This is a genomic window from Pseudorhodoplanes sp., assembly GCF_046289595.1.
Classification (GTDB): domain Bacteria; phylum Pseudomonadota; class Alphaproteobacteria; order Rhizobiales; family Xanthobacteraceae; genus Pseudorhodoplanes.
Map to the genome: position 1 here is coordinate 19,728 of NZ_JBKBVB010000033.1, position 19,048 is coordinate 38,775.

Genomic DNA, 19,048 nt, shown 5'->3' on the forward strand with positions numbered 1-19,048 from the left:
GAACCCATCTCAGTGCGCCAACATCTGCGTCAGGCGGTCGACCGCCTTGAACGAGCCGTCCGGCGCGATCACCGTCATGAACACTTTATCGAGACCCTCATTGTCGTTCGGACCGAAAGACATTTGCAGCCCGCCGATGTCGAACGCGCCGCCTTCCTTGATCGCCTTGAGCAGCCCCGCTCGCGTTGGCTCAGAACCCGCGCGTTCGAGCGCAGCGATGGCGAGACGGCCAACCAGATACCCTTCGAGCGAGACGAATTCCGGTTCGGCCTTCGGGTCGCGCGCCTTGATCGCAGCGTGGTAGTCCGCGATCACCTTGGTCGAGGCGTCCCAAGGGAACGGCACGACCTGGCTCACGATCACCCCCGCGCCCTCCTTGCCCAGCGCCTTGGCGAGCGCGGACGCGCCGACGAACGAGATGTTGACGAAGACCGGACTGAACTCGATCGAGCGCGCGAGCTTGATGAATTCGGCGCAGGGCTGGTAGGCGCCGACCATGACGACGGCTTCGGGCTGCGCCTTGCGCAACGCCAGCAGCGCAGTCTTGACCGCAGTGGTGTTGCGCTCGTAGCTGCCTTCCGCAAGGATTGGCAATCCGCGCTTTTTCATCGCCTTCTCGAAGCCGGACAAGCCGGCGCGGCCGAAGGCGTCGTCCTGATAAAAGATCGCGATCCTCTCCAGTTTCAGATCCTCGGTCAGGTGCTTGACCCAGGCTTCGGTCTCCGCGTCGTAGCTCGCCCGCACATTGATGACGTTTTCGAGATTGGGATTGCGCAGGAAGCTCGCGCCGGTAAACGCGCCGATGAAGGGCACATTCGCGGCCGCCGCAATCGGCTGGGCGGCAACGGCCGTCGGGGTGCCGACCGGACCGATCAGCGCAAAGACCTTGTCGTCCTCGATCAGCTTTCGGGTGGCGGCCATGGACTTTGCCGGCTCGTAACCGTCGTCGACACTGATCAGTTTGAGCTGGCGTCCGTGCACCCCGCCCTTGCGGTTTGCTTCCTGGAAGGCGGCTTCAAGACCTTCCTTCATACCAAGTCCGAGCGCCGAAGCCGGCCCCTGCAGCACCGCAGCCTGGCCAAATACGATGGCATCCGCAGAAACACCGGTTTCGGCGCGTGCCGTCCCGAGAGCCGCAAGAGCCGCTCCTGCGGCCAGCATGATAAAACGTCGCATGGACACCCCGTTCTAGGATGCGCGGCAACCGGCCTCGCTATGATTCGTTTATGAACGATAACTGCCTGCGGTAAATCGAGCGCTAACGCGAAGCCGTCTCACGCCGCTTCAGCTTCGATCTCGGCATCGAGCAGATGCGACAGATCGATCATCGCAATCATGCCGGCCTCGACCGTCAGCAAACCGGATAGAAATTCGGTACGGCCGTTTCGCACCACGCTCGGCACCGGCTGCACCTGCGCGCTCTCGAACTCGACGATGTCGAGCACGCGGTCGGCAAGAAGTCCGATCTGTTGATCTTCGATCTGCACGATGATGACGACATGCAACGCCGTCGCCTCCGTGAGCCCGCCGCCGAACCGGCAGCGAAGATCGATGATCGGCACCATCACGCCGCGCAGGTTGAGAACGCCGCGCACATAATCGGGTTGACCGGGAAGATGGTTGATCTCCGACCATCCCTTGATCTCGCGGACGGCCATAATGTCGACGCCGTATTGCTCTTCGCCGATGGCAAAGCTGATCAATTCGGCGCTGACGGATTCCTTGGCGCGCCCGGCGGCGGCTTGCGACACCTGATCTGCGAGGGCATTGAGGGTTTGCGGCATCCGACTCTATCCACCGTTCCAGGGCGACCGCGGCCGTCGCCGCCTCGCACATCCGGTCTGACGGGCAAGGCTCGGCGCGCGGTACAGTTGTAGGAACGAAGCTGCCAAACAAGTCTTAATGGCACGCTAAACGGCGCGGCCCGGCCTCTCATTTCTCGTTGAGCAGCCCGATCGGCAGGCCAGCGAGGCTTACAAGAGCTTAAGAAAGCTTGTCGCTTTGGCCGCGACCGACGAAAAGACTGCGCCGGCCTGTCTGGCCTAGGTCATGGAAGCCGGCGCGCGGACGCGCCGGCCCATCTTTCTCAGAACTCTTCGTCCTGTTTGACGGCCACGGCGAGCGCCGACTGCATCTGACGCGCGGTGCCGCTGCGCACGGCCGGTGCCGGCTTGCGGACAGCGGCCGGCTTCAGCCTCGCTGCAACCGACATTCCGCCGCCAGCAGAGGTGTCAAGCTGGAACACCGACACCCGCCCGTCGAGGGCGCTTGACTGGTCTTCCAGGGTCTTGGCGGTCGCCGCGTTTTCCTCGACCAGCGCCGAGTTCTGCTGCGTCACCTCGTCCATCTGCGCCAACGCCTTGTTGATCTGGTCGATGCCGGCGGCCTGTTCGGCGCTAGCATTGGCGATGTCGGCAACGATGTCGGCCACGGCACGAATCGACTGCAGAATCTCCTTCAACGAGTCGCCGGCCCGGTTCACCAGTTGGACGCCGTGCTCGACCTGGCCGGACGAGTTCACGATCAGGTCCTTGATATCTTTCGCCGCCTGCGACGACCGCTGTGCGAGGCTGCGCACTTCGGAGGCCACCACCGCAAAGCCGCGGCCGGCTTCGCCCGCACGCGCCGCCTCCACCGCGGCATTGAGCGCCAGCAGATTGGTCTGGCGGGCGATCTCGTCGATCACCGAGATAATGTCCGCGATCCGGCGTGAGGACTCCTCGATGCCGGCCATCGCGGTCACCGCTTCGGCAACGACGGCCTCACCGCGGCTGGCAACGTTCTGCGTTTCCTGAGTCAGCGCATTTGCGCGCTGCGCATTTTCCGCATTCTGACGAACAGTACCAGCGATCTCCTCCATCGAGGCCGAGGTCTCTTCCAGGCTTGCGGCCTGCTCCTCGGTGCGCTGCGACAGGTCGGTGGTCGCGGTCGCGATTTCTGCGGCCGCGTTCTGGATTTCCATCGACGACGAAGCGATACGCTGCACCGTGTCCTGCAGCTGTTCGATGGCGCCGTTGAAATCCTCCTGGATCTTCTTGTATTCCGCGGTAAACTCCTTCGAGACGCGGTAGGTCAGGTTGCCCTTGGCGAGATTTTCGAGACCCTGGCCAAGTTCGGCGACCACCTCGGCCACGATGCGCGCCTGCTCGGCCTCCCGCCGCGCCCGCTCCTCGCGCTCGGCCTGTTCGCGACGCTGGACCTCGGCTTCCTTCTCGGCCTCAAGGCGCATTTTCTCCTCAAGCCGCATTTTGAACTCGTCGACCGCGCCGGCGATGCCGCCGATCTCGTCCTTTCGGCCGACACCGGGCAGAACCACGTCGAAATTGCCGGCCGCCAGCTCGCGCATGCCACCGGTGAGAGCGCGAAGGGGCCGGATCACCGTGAAGAACATGAAGATGGCGGTGCCGATCAGAACAAGCGCCACCACTGCCGCCAGACTTTCGTTGATCAGCTCGGCCCGGGCGATGGTGCTGCTGAATATCGCATTCTCAGCTCGCACCTGCTCGCGCGCCACCTCGATCATTTTGGAAGCGATGTCGTCCATCTGCTGGGCCAGCGGCAAGGTGCGCTCACGCACGATCTGGCCGGCACGCGCTTGCAGCGCCACTGCCTGATCCGCCTGCCCCTTGCCCATCAGCTCGAGATACTCGATGCGCAGCTTGGCCACTTCGTTGGCGCCGGCTGAATAATCCGCAATCACCTTACGAAGTTGCGCGGCGTCCTCGCCGCTGCGGCCCGACTGCCGGATCAGGTTGAAAGCCTCCTCGGCATAGCCGTCGGCGGTCTTGCGCCGCGCTTCGAGGGTATCGACGGCGCGCTTAACATCGTCGGGCGTCGCCCCCAGCCGGATATCCCGGACAGCAATCTGCATGCCGCGCGTCGCCGACACGGCATAGATCGCGTCCGCGACAATGGTCTGTTCGCGGTCCGCATTGGCTTTCGCCGCCTGAACGGCGCGGTCGCCGACCATCTGAGAGGCCACGATACAGGCAACCAGCAATACGGCGAGCGCGGACGTGACCGCAATTTTGGTACCGATCCCAACGTCAAAAGCAATTCTCTTCAGCATCGAAGTCCCCATGATATTTCGAAATGAAACGCCGGTGGCCGCCCTTCACAGATGAAGCGCGGCCGGCGTCAGAATTCTTCCCACTCGTCCTTGACGATCGCGGCCGCAGCCGCGCCTTGCCGCATTGCACCGCGCTGCGGAGCGGCCTGCTTTTTCACGATCGGCTTGTGCTGTACCGGCCGCTTCGGCATTGGCGTGACGCGCTGCGCCCCGGAGGTGAGCTTGTAGGCGCCGATCTTCTCGTCCATCGCCGCAGCCTGCTGTTCCAGCGTCCGCGCCGTGGCCGCGTTCTGTTCGACCATCGCCGAATTCTGCTGCGTGACCTCGTCCATCTGGGTCAGCGCCTTGTTGACCTGCTCGATACCGCCGGACTGCTCGTTCGAGGCGGTGGCGATATCCGCCACGATGTCGGCGACCTGCTTGATCGACTGCAGGATGTCCTTTAGCGACGCGCCGGCGCGATTGACGAGCTGCACGCCGTCCTGGACCTGGCTCGACGAATTCGTAATCAGATCCTTGATGTCCTTGGCCGCCTGCGAGGAGCGCTGCGCGAGGCTGCGCACCTCCGAGGCCACCACCGCGAAACCCCGGCCCGCCTCGCCTGCGCGTGCCGCTTCCACCGCGGCATTCAGCGCCAGCAGATTGGTTTGCCGCGCGATCTCGTCGATCACCGAGATGATGTCGGCGATCTTGCGCGAGGATTCCTCGATCCGCGACATCGCCGTCACGGCTTCGGCGACGACTTCGCCGCCACGGTCCGCGACCTCGCGTGTGCCGCGGCTCAGATCGTTGGCATGGTTGGCGTTCTCGGCATTCTTCTTCACCGTCGCGGCGATCTGCTCCATCGAGGCCGAGGTCTCCTCAAGGCTCGCGGCCTGCTCCTCGGTGCGCTGTGACAGATCGGTCGTTGCGGTCGAGATTTCGGCCGCAGCGCTCGACACTTCCTGCGAGATGGCTCTGATCTCGCTCATCATGTCGGCCATGCTGTCGAGCAGATCGTTGACGCCGCCGCACAGCAATTCGAGTTCGCCGGTCTTTCCGGCCATCGGGATGCGCTGGCTGAGATCCCTGTTCCTGGCCGCAGTCACGACGTCCCGGGTCTGCTCGACAGCCTGGCGCATGGCCGTGATATCGGAGGCGAACTTAACCACCTTGAAAGGCCGGCCGCTGGCGTCGAGGATCGGATTGTAGCTGGCCTGAATCCAGATTTCCTTGCCGCCCTTGCCAAGGCGCTTGTATTGCCCGGCATCGAATTCGCCGCGGCCGAGTTTCTCCCAGAACATCTTGTATTCGGCACTCTGCGCATAAGCAGGCTCGCAGAACATGCTGTGATGCCGGCCCTTGATCTCGTCCAGTGAATATCCAAGGGCCTTCAGGAAATTGTCGTTCGCGGTGACGATGGTGCCGTCGAGATTGAACTCGATCACGGCCTGGGCCTTATTCAGCGCGCTCAGCATTCCCTCATTAACGCGCATCTCCGTCACATTGCGCCATTCGAGCAAGTTACCGACATAAGCTCCTTTCTTGTCGAAGCACGCACTTACCAGCAGCGCGATTTTGAGCGGCCCCACGGTAATTTCGGTTCTCATGGGTAGCTTGGACGGGTCCGCCAGCATCTTTCGCTGATGCGCCGGATTCTTATGGAAGGTGTCGATGCAGGTTCCGACCATGGCGTCCGGGTTGAAATTGGGCCACAGCTTACGAAACTCGTCGGCATACGCGGCGAGCAATTCGCGGGTCGGCTTGTTGACAAATGTTACATTGAAGTCGCGATCGACCATCATTACAGCCGAGGTGATATTGTCGGCGATGGCTGCCTTCAGGTAATCAAGATTTCCCTTCCCGAAAGAGCCGGCCCCGCCTGCGTTCTGACCTTTGCCGCGACCAAAGAATGACATTGGTAAATCTCCGCCGATTCAATTTCAGTCTTGACTAACGCCCGATGTGGAAGCGCCCGCTCGCATGAACAGGCGAAACTTTTTAGGCGGCCTCACGCGGCCTGAGCCGGAATCGCCGCTCCGCCCACGCTCGAATCCAGCTCCAGCAACCGGTCGATATCGATCAGCGCGATCATGCCGGCCTCGCAATTGATCAGGCCCGACAGAAACGACAGCGCGGTCTCGCCCGATACCCGCGGCACCGGACGCACCTGCGCCTGTTCGAAAGCGACAATGTCCAAGACGCGGTCTGCCAGCAGACCGATCTGCTGACTTCCGGTCTGCACGATGATGACGATGTGGATCGGCGTCGCCTCGGTCAGCCCTCCGCCAAATCGGCAGCGCAGATCGATGATCGGCACCATGACGCCGCGCAGATTGAGTACGCCCCGCACATAATCGGGCTGCTTCGGCAGATGGGTGATGTCCGACCAGCCCTTGATCTCGCGCACCGCCATGATATCGACGCCATATTGCTCGGCGCCAATCGCGAAGGTGATCAGTTCCGTTTGGATATCCTTTCCAGGTTCGCCCCCGTCACGCGGGAGCGCGGGCCCGCTTTCGCCAGTCACGGTCATTTCGCTCATCGGACCTCGCTCCTTCATCGCGCACACGGACGTTCCCGCGTGCAAACATGCGCGGGACGCGTCCAACAAACTTGTGGCGGAGACGGGCAGCGTCCGGCTGCGACACATCGCCCGTCAGCCTGCCGCTCAGACCCCAGCTGCGAATAACATGAAGGCTTAGTGTAAATTTTGAATTAAATCTCGCAATACATCAATTCTTATAGATCATTACTTTTAGTCGCGACCTCAGATGGAGGCGGCGCAATGACGAGGATCGTTTGGATCATGCGGAAAGTTTTGGCTCTGCCGCCGCGCTTTCAAACGGCGCCAATCGTGCGCACGCAGGCCGCCGAGATCGTACGGCTCCGCTACTCCGCAGCCAAAATCAGGTTGCGCACCAGCGGATAGATCTGCTGCTCCCATTTCTTGCCGCTGAACACGCCGTAATGACCGGCGCCCGGCTGCAAATGGTGACGCTTGCGATACGGCCGCAGGCTTGTGCAAAGGTCATGCGCCGCCAGAGTCTGGCCGACGGCACAGATGTCGTCGCGTTCGCCCTCGACCGTCAGCAGCATGGTCCGCCGGATCGCCCTGGGATCGACCGGCCGGCCCTCGTATTCCAACTGACCGAGCGGCAGCTTGTGCTCCTGAAACACGATCCGGACAGTCTCGATATAGAACTCGGCGGTGAGATCGAGCACCGCGAAATATTCGTCGTAGAAATCCTTGGTGGCCTTTGCCTTCTCCAGCTCGCCCTTGACCAGATTGTCGTAGAGATCGCGATGCGCCTTGGTATGGCGGTCGATATTCATGCTCATGAAGGCGGCGAGCTGTACGAAGCCCGGATAGACCCGGCGGAACGCCCCGTCATAGCGGAACGGCACCCGCGCGATCAGGTTCTTTTCGAACCATGACATCGGCTTGCTCTTGGCGAGTTCGTTCACCTTGGTCGGGTTGACGCGGGTGTCGATCGGGCCCGCCATCAGCGTCATCGAATGCGGCTGGGCCGGATGATCGTCCTCTGCCATCACCGCCGCGGCAACCAGCGCTGCAACGCAGGGCTGGCACACTGCGATCATGTGCGCGCCCGGTCCGATCTTTTCGAGGAAATCGATCAGGTGGGTGACGTAATCGTCGAAGCCGAACCGGCCGGCCGACGTCGGTATGTCGCGCGCATTGTGCCAGTCGGTGATGTAGACGTCATGCTCCGGCAGCATGGTTCGCACGGTGGCGCGCAGCAGCGTGGCGAAATGGCCGGAGAGCGGCGCCACCAGCAGCACGCGCGGCTGCGCCATGTCGATATCCTTGCGAAAGCGCAGCAGGGTGCCAAAGGGCGTGGTGTGAACGATTTCCTCGGTCACCTCGACTTCGCGATTGCCGACCGCGACGCTGCGGATGCCGTAGTCCGGACGGGTATGGGTGAGGCGCGCCCGCGAAATCAGTTCATAGGCCGCGGTCAGGTTGCGGATCGCATCGCCGTTGAGATGAGGGGCCGCACGGTGCGCCGACAGCGCAAAACCTGCAAGGGCGCGAACCGGCACCATCATGTCGGTACTCGCCTGATACACCTGATAAAGCATTCCCACGCGGCCCCCCGCCGCCCCTGTTGCAATGCAGCAAAGCGTAGTGCATTTTTTCCGGCGCTGCGAGATAATTTCCGGGCCGGTGCAACGTGGGCGGGCGCCCAGAGCGCCCGATCGGGAGATTTTCGGATGGCGCAAGCCACATTGACCATCAGCAGCCGGAACTACGGATCCTGGTCGCTACGCGGCTGGCTGCTGTGCAAGTTCGCAGGCCTGGACTTCGAGACCGTGATGGTGGACAGCGACGACCCGTCGGTGCGGGCGGAACTGCTGCTGCTGTCGCCCTCCTTTCTGGTTCCGAAACTGACCCATGACGGGGTCAGGGTCTGGGACACGCTGGCGATCGGCGGCTATCTCAACGAGCTCAACCCGGATGCCGGGCTGCTGCCGAAGGAGCGGGTGGCGCGCGCGCATTGCCGATCGGTGTCGGGCGAGATGCATTCCGGTTTCGCCAATCTGCGCTCGGCGCTGCCGATGAACATGAAGGCGCATTATCCCGGCTTCAAGGTCTGGGCCGGCGCGCAGGCCGACATCGACCGCATCACCGCGATCTGGAACGAGTGCCTCGCCGCCTATGGCGGACCGTTCCTGTTCGGCAAGACGCCGAGCCTGGCGGATGCGATGTATGCGCCGGTCTGTTCGCGCTTCGTCACCTACGATGTGAAGCTCGACAGGGCCTGCGCGGCCTATTGCCAGACCATCATGACGATGCCGCTGATGCAGGAATGGATCGCGGCGGCGAAAGAGGAGCCCGACGAGTTCGAGGAACTCGACGTGGAGTTCTGACACACGCTCTTGCGGCTGTTTGTCGCCTCGCGCGTCGATGGGTGTGATAGGCTGCCTGTCCAACAGGAGGCGCACCAGGAAGCCGCATGTCGCCGCTTATCGATGTCAACCCGTTCATCCCCGGTGCAACCCCGCAGCAGGCAGCGAGCATACTCGGTGCGATGTGCGGCGTCGCCGAAACGAATTCGCGACTGAGCGAGGCCGACCGGCGGGCGTTGGCCGCAGCGTCGCGCTACATTTTCGGAGACACCCAGCCGCTCGATGTCGACAAGGTGCAGCCGGTATCCCCGGCCGCACTCGCCGGCGCCCTGCGCGATCCGGCCCTGCGTCAGGACGCGCTGAAATTTGCAACCGTGATGGCCTTTATCGACGGCTCACTCGACAAGGCCAAGATCGCCAAGGTCGTCGACTATGCCAACGCACTCGGCGTGCATGAGCGCTATATCGACGAGATCGCGGAAGCGGCGGCCGGCCATGTCAAGGAGGCGCTCGCCGACATGACGCGTGCCAATATGCTGTCGATCACCGGCAAGGACTGGAAAGATGCCGACGCCACCGCCTGGCTGATGCCTTACGAGAAAACACCGGACCCGGCGCTCGCCGCGCGGTGCGAAGCGCTCGGCTCGCTTCCCGAGGGAAGTTTCGGCCTCGCCTTCTATCGTCACTATCGCAGCAACGGCTATGCCTTCCCCGGCGAGCCCTCAGGACTGAATGCCGGCTTCGGCTTTCCGCACGACACCGCGCATATCGTGTCGGGCTACGACACCTCGACGCGCGGCGAGCTTCTGGTCTCGACCTTCACTGCCGCGATGCATCGCCGGCTGCCGATGGCCGGACACATCCTGCCGGTGATCTTCTCCTGGCATCTCGACATCCAGATCAACCCGGTGGCGAAGCACGCCAAGGGCGGGCTTGACCCCGAAGAATTCTGGCACGCTTATGCCGGCGGCAAGACCGCGACCATCGACACCTTCGCGCCGGGCTGGGATTTCTGGAAATATGTCGAGACGCCGCTGCAAGCGTTGCGCCGGCAATGGTCGATCCCGGAGGACGGGCTGGATCGGAAACCGTGAGCCCGTGTGCGCCGCAACGCGGGTTGAGCGCGAGCGCTTCCGGAAACCACCGTCTACGCGGCGCCTGCGCCGCTACAGCGCTGCCGCTGCTTCTCTCGCCGTGACCACCACGTCGTGATCGTAGATGGTCTTGCGGAACGAGGCGTGGGCGACGATCTCGGCGTCCCGCTTCCTTTCGTCGCCGAGCATCGTGTCGTAGCGCAGACCGTTCTCGCGCGCGCCGCGCTGCACGCCCGCGACCCGCTCGCGCCGCAGCTGTTCATAGGCCGCCAGAGCGGCGGGCGCGCTGTCGCGATCGGCCTGCGAGAGAATCGTGGCGAGGGCCATGCCATCCTCGATAGACTGGTTTGCGCCCTGCCCGAGATGCGGCAGCATGGGGTGCGCGGCATCGCCGAGCAGCGTCAGCCTGCCCTTGCTCCAGACCGGCAGCGGCTCGCGGTCATACAGCGCCCACTTAAAGGTCGAGTCGACGAGCTTCAGCAGCCTTTCGATACGCGGATCCCAGCCAGCGAATTCCGCACGCAGCGCATCGGGATCGCCCTTGGCGGTCCAGCTTTCCTTCATCTGCGCATCCGCGGGAACGAAGCCGACGAAGTTGATGAGCTGCCCCGCACGAACCGGGAAGGCGAGGAAGTGCTTGCCGCGTCCGAGCCACATCATCCACGCATCGTTCGGCCAGCCCGGCAGGCTCGCGTGCGGTACCAGACCGCGATAGGCGACGGTCCCGGAAAACACCGGATTGGACGGCGGGTAGACGTGCGGCCGCATCTCCGAGTGAATGCCGTCGCAGCCTACGACAATATCAGCCTCCACCACCGCACCATTGGCGAAGGTAACGCGAGCGACCTTGTCCTCCTGCGAAAATCCGGTCGCGCGATGGTCGGTGAAAACCACACTCGGCGGCAAGGCAGCAGCGAGGAAGCCCACGAGATCGGCGCGATGCATGCCGAACGTCGCGTTCCAGCCTTTGGAATCCGTCACCTGCACCGGCGCGATCGTCGAGCCATCGTCGCGGAAATAACGCGACCCCGCGCCGACCCGGGAGCCCCATTTCTCAACCGCAGGCCCGAGCCCCACGCGCTCGAGCTGACGCACGGAATTCGGCGTGATGAAAACGCCGGCGCCGATCTCGCCCAAGGCCGGCGCCTGTTCGAATACCTGCACCTTGAGACCATGCGCGATCAGCGCATTGGCAGCGAACAATCCGCCAATGCCGCCGCCGACAATGGCAACGCTTGGCCGTGAATCCGTCATGGCTGTCACTCCGATGCCTGCGACACTGAAATTGCTTCGGATGCGCGGCAGATTCAAGGTAGTCTAGCGCAAGCCTGTCACAACGAAAATGTTCGGGAGACGTCCATGTTCAAGATTCGCGCGCTCTGCGCCGCACTCGTCATCGCAAGCACCGCAACGGCAGCCTGTGCGCAGGATTATCCCAACCGCCCGGTCAAGATCATCGTGCCGTTTCCGGCCGGCGGCACCGCCGATGCCGTGCCGCGCCTGATCGGCGACTGGCTGTCGAAAAAATGGGGCCAGCCGGTTGTGATCGAAAACCCGACGGGCGCCGCTGGCAATATCGGCTCCGAACAGGCCTTCCGCGCCGAGCCCGACGGCTACACGCTGCTTTCCGCGCCACCGCCCCCACTGGTCATCAACCAGAACCTGTACCCGAACCTGAAATTCGACGCATCAAAGTTCGAGCCGATCATCGTGATGGCGCAGGTGCCGAACGGCGTCATCGTCAATCCGGCCAAGGTGAGCGCCACCACGCTTCCCGAATTCATTGCGCATCTGAAAGCCAATCCCGGAAAGGTCACCTCGGCAACGCAGGGCAACGGCACCACGTCGCATCTCACCTCCGAAATGCTGCAATTGATGGCCGGGGTGAAGGTGCAGCATGTGCCCTATCGCGGCACCGCGCCCGCCTTGCAGGACCTCGTCGCCGGCAATGTCGATTTCATGTGCGACAATCTCGGCGTGTCGCTTCCGCTGGTGCAGGCAGGCAAGCTGCGCCTGCTTGCCGTGGCGACCGACAAGCGCATGAAATCCCTGCCGGATGTGCCGACGGTGGCGGAAACGCTGCCCGGCTTCGAATCCGTCGCCTGGTATGCGGTCGTGGCGCCGCCCGGCACGCCGAAGGCAATCACCGAGAAGATCAATGCCGACATCAATGAAGCGTTGCGCGATCCGACCATTCAGGACCGGCTTGCCAAGCTGTCTGCGGAAGCGGTCGGCGGCTCGACCGAGCAGACCGCGCAATATCTGCGCTCGGAAGTCGAGCGCTGGCACCGCGTGATCAAGGACGCCAGTGTGAAGATCGGGGGGTAGCCGGCGTCAGGCGCCATCCGCCGTCATGCCCGGCCTTGTGCCGGGCATCCTCGTCCTGGGGAGCACGATGCCGAGGAAGGGGGGTGGGTGGCCGGGACAAGACCGGCCAGGCAAAACAATTGTCAACGCGCTTTCTGAACCCTACCCCACCGCCTGCAGCGCGCCGACCGGTTCTGCCGAGATCAGCACGAAGGCGATCACGCAGGGCTTGTCGCCGTTATTGACCCAATCATGGATAGTGCCGCGCTGGACCAGCACATCGCCCGCCTTCAGATGCACGATCTCGTCGTCGAGCGTCATGTCGATCTCCCCCGAGAGCACCACGGCATAGTCAATCGAGTTGGTGCGATGATTGCGCGGCGCAACGCCCGGCGCATATTCGATCACCCGGAACACCGCGCGATCCTGCATGGCGGTGCCGACGATTTCCTTGGCGCCGTCGGTGCTGCCCTCGTTGCTGGCGGGTAACGTTGTCGACCAGATGTTGAAGAAGGTGCAGCCCTGACGCGGATTGACGACGTCCTTTGAGATTTCGTCGATCAGAACGGTGGCTTTGCCATCGGCCTTGTGGCCGGTGACGACGCGGCGAACCTGCATTGCCAGACTTTCCTATTTGGGTTCCAGACCGACGCGGCGGATGATTTCGCCCCAGCGCGCGGTCTCCGATTTCACATAAGCCTCGGCGTCGTTGGCCGATCCGCCGACCGGCATGAAGCCGATCGCCTCGAGCTTTGCCTCGGTATCCGAGTCCTTCAGGATCGCGTTCACGTCGGCATTGATCTTCTGGATGACCGGATCGGGCGTCTTGGCCGGGACAAAGAACACGACCCAGGTGGTGTCATCGGCGTCGCCGAGCCCCAGTTCGCGCGCGGTCGGCACGTTCGGCAGCGCCTTCACGCGCTCCTTGCTGGTGACGGCAAGGCCCTTCACCTGGCCGGACTGCACATTCTGCACCGCAGCGGACAAGGCAACGCTCGCCAGCGGAATATGCGAGCCGAGCACGGCCTGCGTCGCCGGACCCGCGCCGGTGAACGGCGCATGCGGAATATCGACCTTGCCTTCCAGCTTGAAGAGGCGTTCGGCCGACAGATGCGGCGTCGTGCCTGCGCCCGCCGTGCCGTAGGTCATCTTTTCGGTCCTGGCCAGCTCGATCGCTTCCTTCAGGTTGTTTGCCTTCAGGTTCGGCGCGCCGATGATCAGATTGGGCGTGGTCGCGACGATCGCGGCGGCCCTGAAGTCGTCCGGCGTATAGCCCGGATTTTTCGTCAGCGTCTGGTTCACCGCGAAGGCCGACGTGGTAACCAGCACGGTGTAGCCATCGGCGTCAGCCTTGGCGGCCTGCATGGCGGCGATGTTTCCCCCGGCACCGCCCCGGTTTTCGACGATCACGCTCTGGTTCCAGCGCTCGTTGAGTTTCTGACCGATCAGACGTGCGATGGAATCTGCCGGGCCGCCGGGCGCGAACGCCACCAAGAGCTTCACCGGCTTCGTCGGATAATCTTGCGCGCTGGCGGACACGCTGCCGATTGCAAACAATAAAGCGCCGGCCAATCCGACCTTCACGACACCACGCACGAGCGATCTCCCGCTTGACTCTTCGTTGCGCGCGAAGTGGCCATAACGGGAGGCGCTTGGCAAGACGCGATTTGCGCATCGGTCCCCCGCGCGCATCCCTGTCGCAGGAGACCGCAACTTCAGATCGTATCTCAGAACTCTTCCCAGTCGTCCGACGTGATCGCCCTGGCGAGTGCGGTCTGCATCTGCCGCGCATTGCCGCGCACAGTCACGGCAGGAGCCGCGTTGCGCTGGACCGCAACCGGGCGAACCGGCACCGGCGCTTTGCGGACCGGCGCAGCGGCGCCGGCGGCGCGCGACTGGCGTGTCACCTTGAAGCGCCCGAGCCGTTCGATCATCACGGCCGCTTGCTGATCGAGGGTCCGCGCCGCAGCGGCATTCTCCTCGACCATCGCCGAGTTCTGCTGGGTCGCCTCGTCCATCTGGTTCAGCGCCCTGTTAACCTGATCGATACCGCCGGCCTGCTCGCCGCTCGCCGTCGAAATCTCGGAAACGATGTCGGCGACGCGCTTGATGGATTCGACGATTTCGTTGAGCGTTGACCCGGCGCGGTTGACCAGTTCGACACCATCCTTCACCTGGCCCGAGGAATTGACGATCAAATCCTTGATGTCTTTCGCCGCCTGCGAGGAGCGCTGCGCAAGGCTGCGCACTTCTGCGGCGACCACCGCAAAGCCGCGCCCCGCTTCGCCCGCGCGCGCCGCTTCCACCGCGGCGTTCAGCGCCAGCAGGTTGGTTTGACGCGCGATCTCGTCGATCACCGAGATAATGTCGGAAATCCGGCGCGAGGATTCCTCGATCCGCGCCATGGCGGAGACCGCTTCGCCGACCACCGCGCCGCCGCGATCGGCGGTCTCGCGGGTGGCTTGCGCAAGCGCGTTGGCCTGCCTGGCATTGTCCGCATTGTTTTTCACCGTGGCGGCAATCTGCTCCATCGAGGCGGAGGTCTGTTCGAGGCTCGCTGCCTGCTCCTCGGTTCGCTGCGAGAACGCCGTCGTCGCGGCAGAAATTTCGCGCGAAGCGCCGGTGACTTCCTGCGCCGCTTCGGCAACCGCGCCGACGGCCTCGCCAAGCGCAGTGACCGCCGCGTTGAAGTCCTCCCGCAGCTTCCCGTATTCCTCGGGAATGTCCGCCGACAGACGCGCCGTCAGATCGCCCTGCGCCAGCAGCGCCAGGCTTCGGCTCAGCGCTTCTACCACTGCCGCCTGCTTCCGTGCCGCAGCCGCTTTCTCTTCTTCCGCCGCCTTGCGGGCGCTTTCCGCGGCTTCGATATAGGTGGAGATTGCCAGATCCATGTCGAGCATCGCCGCCTTGATCAGCGCAGCGACGGTCTCGGCCGCCTGTTCGTGACCCTGCTTTTGCAGGAAGCCCTTTGGCCACATCGCCGCAATCGCCGACTTCGCCAGTTCCGCCGTGATCAACGCATAGCCGCCGATATACCAGCGCGGTTCGAGCCCGATCCGGGCATGGGTTCCGCCGATCCGGTTCACGCTCTGCACAAATTCCTCGGAAAAATCTCCGGAGCTGATCCGCGACCAATGCTTCAGCTGCGCGCTCTTGGCATGACCGATCCGCGCGCTGTCCGCAAAGAAACGCGAAACCTCGGGCACCGAGGCGATCTTGTTATAGAAGCCGTCGAGGATCGACGGCATTTCCTTGTCGATCTGCGGCTTCACCGCCTTGATCGCGCCGATGCCTTTGGGATCGAGGCCGACGAACTGAAGCCGTTCAGCGAGTGCGGTGGTCTTGCTCATGGAAAGTCCAGTCTTTGGGGAATTGGCTGGCCGCACGCCCGGTCATTGGCCGGCCGCTTGACCATTAACGAGGCGTAAACCGTGAAAATTAAAGGAGCGTTACGGATGTACCGGATGCGACCCGCGCGCTGAAAAAATGCACAGGTGACTACAGACATGGGGCGAGGACTGAGCCCCCGATCGATTCCGGTTGCAGACGGACCGGGTTCGGGCCCGCCCGAGCCGATCAAAATTCAGCCCAGTCATCCTGCGCGACCGCCGCCGAGCCGGTACTGCGCATCTGGCGGACCGGCGCGGCGTTTGCCCGCGGGCTTTTTCCGGCGACAGCTTTAACCGTCCGCTCTGCGCTTGGCGGCTGTTTGGACAATTTAAACGCGCCGATGCGGTTGACCATTTCGTCGGCCTGCTGGTCGAGCGTACGGGCCGCGGCGGCGTTCTCCTCGACCATTGCAGAGTTCTGCTGGGTCATTTCGTCGATCTGAGCGAGGGTCTTGTTGACCTGCTCGATACCGCCGGCCTGCTCGCCGCTCGCCGTGGCAATGTCGCCGACGAGGTCGGCGACTTCCTTGATCGACTGCACGATCTCCTGCAGCGTCGCGCCGGCGCGGTTGACCAGTTCGACGCCTTCCTTCACCTGCCCCGACGAATTGGTGATCAGACCGGTGATGTCCTTGGCCGCCTGGGAGGAGCGCTGCGCAAGACTGCGCACTTCGGATGCCACCACTGCAAAGCCGCGGCCGGCCTCGCCCGCCCGTGCGGCCTCGACCGCCGCATTGAGCGCCAGCAGGTTCGTCTGCCGTGCAATTTCATCGATCACGGAAATGATGTCGGAAATCTTGCCGGAGGATTCCGCAATCCGCGCCATCGCCGAAACCGCTTCGCCGACCACAACGCCGCCGCGATCCGCAACCTCGCGGGTGCCCTGCGCAAGATCGTTGGCCCGCCTCGCATTCTCTGCGTTGTTCTTGACGGTTGCGGCAATCTCCTCCATCGACGCCGAAGCCTCTTCCAGGCTCGCAGCCTGTTCCTCGGTTCGCTGTGAAAAGGCGGTCGTCGCGCTCGAGATTTCCTGCGACGCATCTGTAACCTCGCGTGCGATTACCGAAATCGCGCCGATCGCCTCGTTGAGCTTGACGACGGCGCTTTCGAAATCCGCCTTCAGCTTCTGATATCGCGGCGGCACATCAGAAAGCCGGCACGTCAGATCGCCTTGCGCCAGCAGCGCAAGATTTTGGGTCAGCGCCTCGACCACCGCAGCCTGCTCCTTTGCCGCCAGTGCGTTCTTCTCCTCGGCGGTTTTGCGGGCCTGCTCGGCGGCATCGATATAGGTCGAAATCGCAATGTCCATGTCGAGCAGGATTGCCTTGAACAAAGCGGCGATCTGGTCGGCCGCCTTTTCGTGTCCTTGCTTTTGCAGGAATCCCTTCGGCCACAGCTCGCCAAGCACTTCGCGAACCAGCGCCGACGTGATCAGCGCATAGCCGCCAACATACCAGCGCGGCTCCAGTCCGATCCTGGCGTGGGTCTCGCCGATCACCCTTGCGCTCTTGAGATAATCGGCACTGAAATCGCCGGAGCTGATCCGCGCCCAGTGGCGCAGCTGACCGTTCCTGGCATAATTCGCCCGCGCGCCGTCGGCGAAAAAGCGCGCGACCTCGGGCTCCGATCCGAGCTTCTTGTAAAAGCTGTCAAGGACCTTGGGCAATTCCCTGTCGATCAGCGGTTTCAGGGCCCTGATATCGGCCTGGGCATTGGTGTCGAGCTCCATGAATGCGAGGCGACTGGAAAGTTCAATCGTGTCGGTCATGAAGGATCGCTCAACCTTATTGGAGGCGCTGACGCTGCGAGAACCGCAGACGCGCTGTCGATGGTTGCGCGATCCTGACACAACATCGTTAATTCACAGTTGCAGTGTGTATAAACGATTTCGATAGCTTATCGATCTGGATGGTTTGCTTTGGCACTGTTGCGATCGAGCGAGGCCGCCATAGCGCGCTTTCGACCGGTCACGGCGTGTTCGCGCTGGCACTCAGTCCTGTTTCGCCGCGCGCGGAGCAACGCGCTCCATTGGCCTAATGTCAAACTGGCGCAGCATCCCGCGGCGCAGCACCTCGAACGTCACCGTGCGACCGATGCGGTCGGCATTGAGCAGCCGGATCAGGTCGTCGACGCCGGAGACGGTTTCGCCATCGACCCGCACGATCACATCGAGCGTCATCAGGCCGCCGCTATCGGCCGGCGCGCCCTGCTCGATCGTGGTGATCATCGCACCCGAAGCATCGTCGATCCCGGCCACGCGGGCATGACGGCGCGGCACCGCAACGGTCTGCCCGGCAATGCCAATGAACCCGCGCCGGACCCGGCCGTGCCGGATCAGTTCGCTCAGCACGATCTGCGCGGTATTGCTCGCCACCGCAAAGCAGATGCCCTGCGCCTCCATGATGATCGCGGTGTTGATGCCGATCACCTCGCCATGCGAGGAAACCAGCGGCCCGCCGGAATTGCCCGGGTTCAGCGCGGCATCGGTCTGGATGACGTCTTCGATCAGGCGGCCGCTCTGTGCGCGCAGCGACCTGCCAAGCGCAGAGATGACGCCGGCGGTCACGGTGGATTCGAAGCCGAGCGGATTGCCGATCGCGACCACCAGTTGCCCGCGCCGCAACGCCTTGGAGTTGCCGAGCGGCGCCGCGGGAAGATTGCGCACGGAATCGGCGCGGATCAGCGCGAGATCGGTGTCGGGGTCTTCGCCGAGCAGACGCGCCTCCATGACCCGGCCTTCCGAATCCGTCAGCCGCAGCTCGCGCGCGCCCTCGACCACATGACTGTTGGTGAGGATGAGGCCGTCGGGCGCGATGATAACGCCGGAGCCGACGCCGCCTGCGGACCGGCCTTTGCTGTTCGTCTTCCGGGTCTCGACCCGCACAACGGCGGGGCCGACGCGGTCGGCGACACCGATCACGGCATTGGAATAGGCATCGAGCAGTGCCGCATCGGTTGCGGCATTGTCGGCATGTGGCTGCGCTTCATCCGCGTCGAACGCGGCCATATTGGTGACATCGAGCATGGCACGCTCTCACTGACACATCTGTGCGCGGTCCGCAGACGAGGGTCTACGGCGCCCGGTGTGTGGCCGCGCTGATATAGGGTGCGGTGCGACGAAAGGAAGGAGCGTCCGCCCCAGCCCGGCTCACCGGAGGTGGTGGAACAGCTCGGTGAAGAAATAGGGGCCCAGCGTATAAAGGCTGGTCCAAACGAGAGCCCCGGCCGATTGCGCCATCAGAAAGCGGTGCCACGGCACTGCCAGCGAACCGGCCAAGAGGCCGTTGATCTGGCGCATCAAGGGAATGAAGCGCGCGATGAACACGATCCACAGCCCG

The 19,048-nt window shown here is 63.4% G+C and carries 16 protein-coding genes; 3 read left to right on the top strand and 13 right to left on the bottom strand.

The genetic code is table 11. The features are described 5' to 3' along the window. Positions 1-9 precede the first annotated feature (9 nt). The 6 genes from ACK41X_RS09350 to ACK41X_RS09375 all read right to left on the bottom strand — a co-directional run bounded on the left by ACK41X_RS09350 (position 10) and on the right by ACK41X_RS09375 (position 8,152). Positions 10-1,176, bottom strand: a complete 1,167-nt coding sequence (locus tag ACK41X_RS09350; RefSeq protein WP_409721768.1) for an ABC transporter substrate-binding protein — start codon at positions 1,174-1,176, stop codon at positions 10-12. 98 nt (positions 1,177-1,274) lie between these two features. Then, entirely contained in the window at positions 1,275-1,784 is a 510-nt protein-coding gene (locus ACK41X_RS09355) for a chemotaxis protein CheW (protein WP_409721771.1), read from the bottom strand. A 302-nt stretch (positions 1,785-2,086) separates the two neighbouring features. Further along, a complete protein-coding gene (locus ACK41X_RS09360; RefSeq protein ID WP_409721774.1) occupies positions 2,087-4,069 on the bottom strand; it encodes a methyl-accepting chemotaxis protein in 1,983 nt (660 codons plus the stop codon). A 68-nt stretch (positions 4,070-4,137) separates the two neighbouring features. Beyond that, on the bottom strand, positions 4,138-5,967 hold the full coding sequence (locus ACK41X_RS09365) for a methyl-accepting chemotaxis protein (protein ID WP_409721777.1): 1,830 nt from the start codon (positions 5,965-5,967) through the stop codon (positions 4,138-4,140). Between the two features lie 92 nt (positions 5,968-6,059). Then, positions 6,060-6,593 (bottom strand): chemotaxis protein CheW, encoded by a 534-nt coding sequence (locus tag ACK41X_RS09370; protein WP_409721780.1) that lies wholly within the window; start codon positions 6,591-6,593, stop codon positions 6,060-6,062. A gap of 347 nt (positions 6,594-6,940) precedes the next feature. Further along, positions 6,941-8,152, bottom strand: coding sequence for a polyhydroxyalkanoate depolymerase (locus ACK41X_RS09375; protein ID WP_409721783.1), 1,212 nt, complete (start codon positions 8,150-8,152; stop codon positions 6,941-6,943). Between the two features lie 132 nt (positions 8,153-8,284). On the opposite strand from ACK41X_RS09375, the gene ACK41X_RS09380 reads away from it, so the two are divergent. Next, complete coding sequence (locus ACK41X_RS09380; protein ID WP_409721785.1) at positions 8,285-8,941, top strand: glutathione S-transferase family protein; 657 nt, start codon at positions 8,285-8,287, stop codon at positions 8,939-8,941. 86 nt (positions 8,942-9,027) lie between these two features. Continuing rightward, a complete protein-coding gene (locus ACK41X_RS09385) occupies positions 9,028-10,014 on the top strand; it encodes a hypothetical protein (RefSeq protein ID WP_409721788.1) in 987 nt (328 codons plus the stop codon). A 72-nt stretch (positions 10,015-10,086) separates the two neighbouring features. Here ACK41X_RS09385 and ACK41X_RS09390 read toward each other — a convergent pair whose 3' ends face one another. Further along, the gene (locus tag ACK41X_RS09390; protein ID WP_409721790.1) at positions 10,087-11,268 is read right to left on the bottom strand and encodes an FAD-dependent monooxygenase; all 1,182 of its coding nucleotides are present in this window, start codon (positions 11,266-11,268) and stop codon (positions 10,087-10,089) included. A 105-nt stretch (positions 11,269-11,373) separates the two neighbouring features. On the opposite strand from ACK41X_RS09390, the gene ACK41X_RS09395 reads away from it, so the two are divergent. Beyond that, positions 11,374-12,342 carry a Bug family tripartite tricarboxylate transporter substrate binding protein gene (locus tag ACK41X_RS09395; protein WP_409721793.1) on the top strand — a complete coding sequence of 323 codons (969 nt, stop codon included), beginning with the start codon at positions 11,374-11,376 and terminating at the stop codon, positions 12,340-12,342. Positions 12,343-12,483: 141 nt separating this feature from the next. On the opposite strand, the gene ACK41X_RS09400 is transcribed toward ACK41X_RS09395, so the two are convergent. The 6 genes from ACK41X_RS09400 to ACK41X_RS09425 form a co-directional block, all read right to left on the bottom strand. Then, the gene (locus ACK41X_RS09400) at positions 12,484-12,939 is read right to left on the bottom strand and encodes a cupin domain-containing protein (protein WP_409721796.1); all 456 of its coding nucleotides are present in this window, start codon (positions 12,937-12,939) and stop codon (positions 12,484-12,486) included. 12 nt (positions 12,940-12,951) lie between these two features. Then, the gene (locus ACK41X_RS09405; protein WP_409721799.1) at positions 12,952-13,917 is read right to left on the bottom strand and encodes a Bug family tripartite tricarboxylate transporter substrate binding protein; all 966 of its coding nucleotides are present in this window, start codon (positions 13,915-13,917) and stop codon (positions 12,952-12,954) included. A 131-nt stretch (positions 13,918-14,048) separates the two neighbouring features. Then, entirely contained in the window at positions 14,049-15,671 is a 1,623-nt protein-coding gene (locus ACK41X_RS09410) for a methyl-accepting chemotaxis protein (RefSeq protein WP_409721802.1), read from the bottom strand. Between the two features lie 226 nt (positions 15,672-15,897). Next, a complete protein-coding gene (locus ACK41X_RS09415; RefSeq protein ID WP_409721805.1) occupies positions 15,898-17,478 on the bottom strand; it encodes a methyl-accepting chemotaxis protein in 1,581 nt (526 codons plus the stop codon). Positions 17,479-17,700: 222 nt separating this feature from the next. Beyond that, positions 17,701-18,735: a S1C family serine protease gene (locus ACK41X_RS09420; protein ID WP_409721808.1), complete on the bottom strand. Its 1,035-nt coding sequence runs from the start codon at positions 18,733-18,735 to the stop codon at positions 17,701-17,703. Between the two features lie 123 nt (positions 18,736-18,858). Next, positions 18,859-19,048 (bottom strand): DedA family protein (locus ACK41X_RS09425; protein WP_409721811.1); only part of this gene is annotated, 190 nt, incomplete at its 5' end.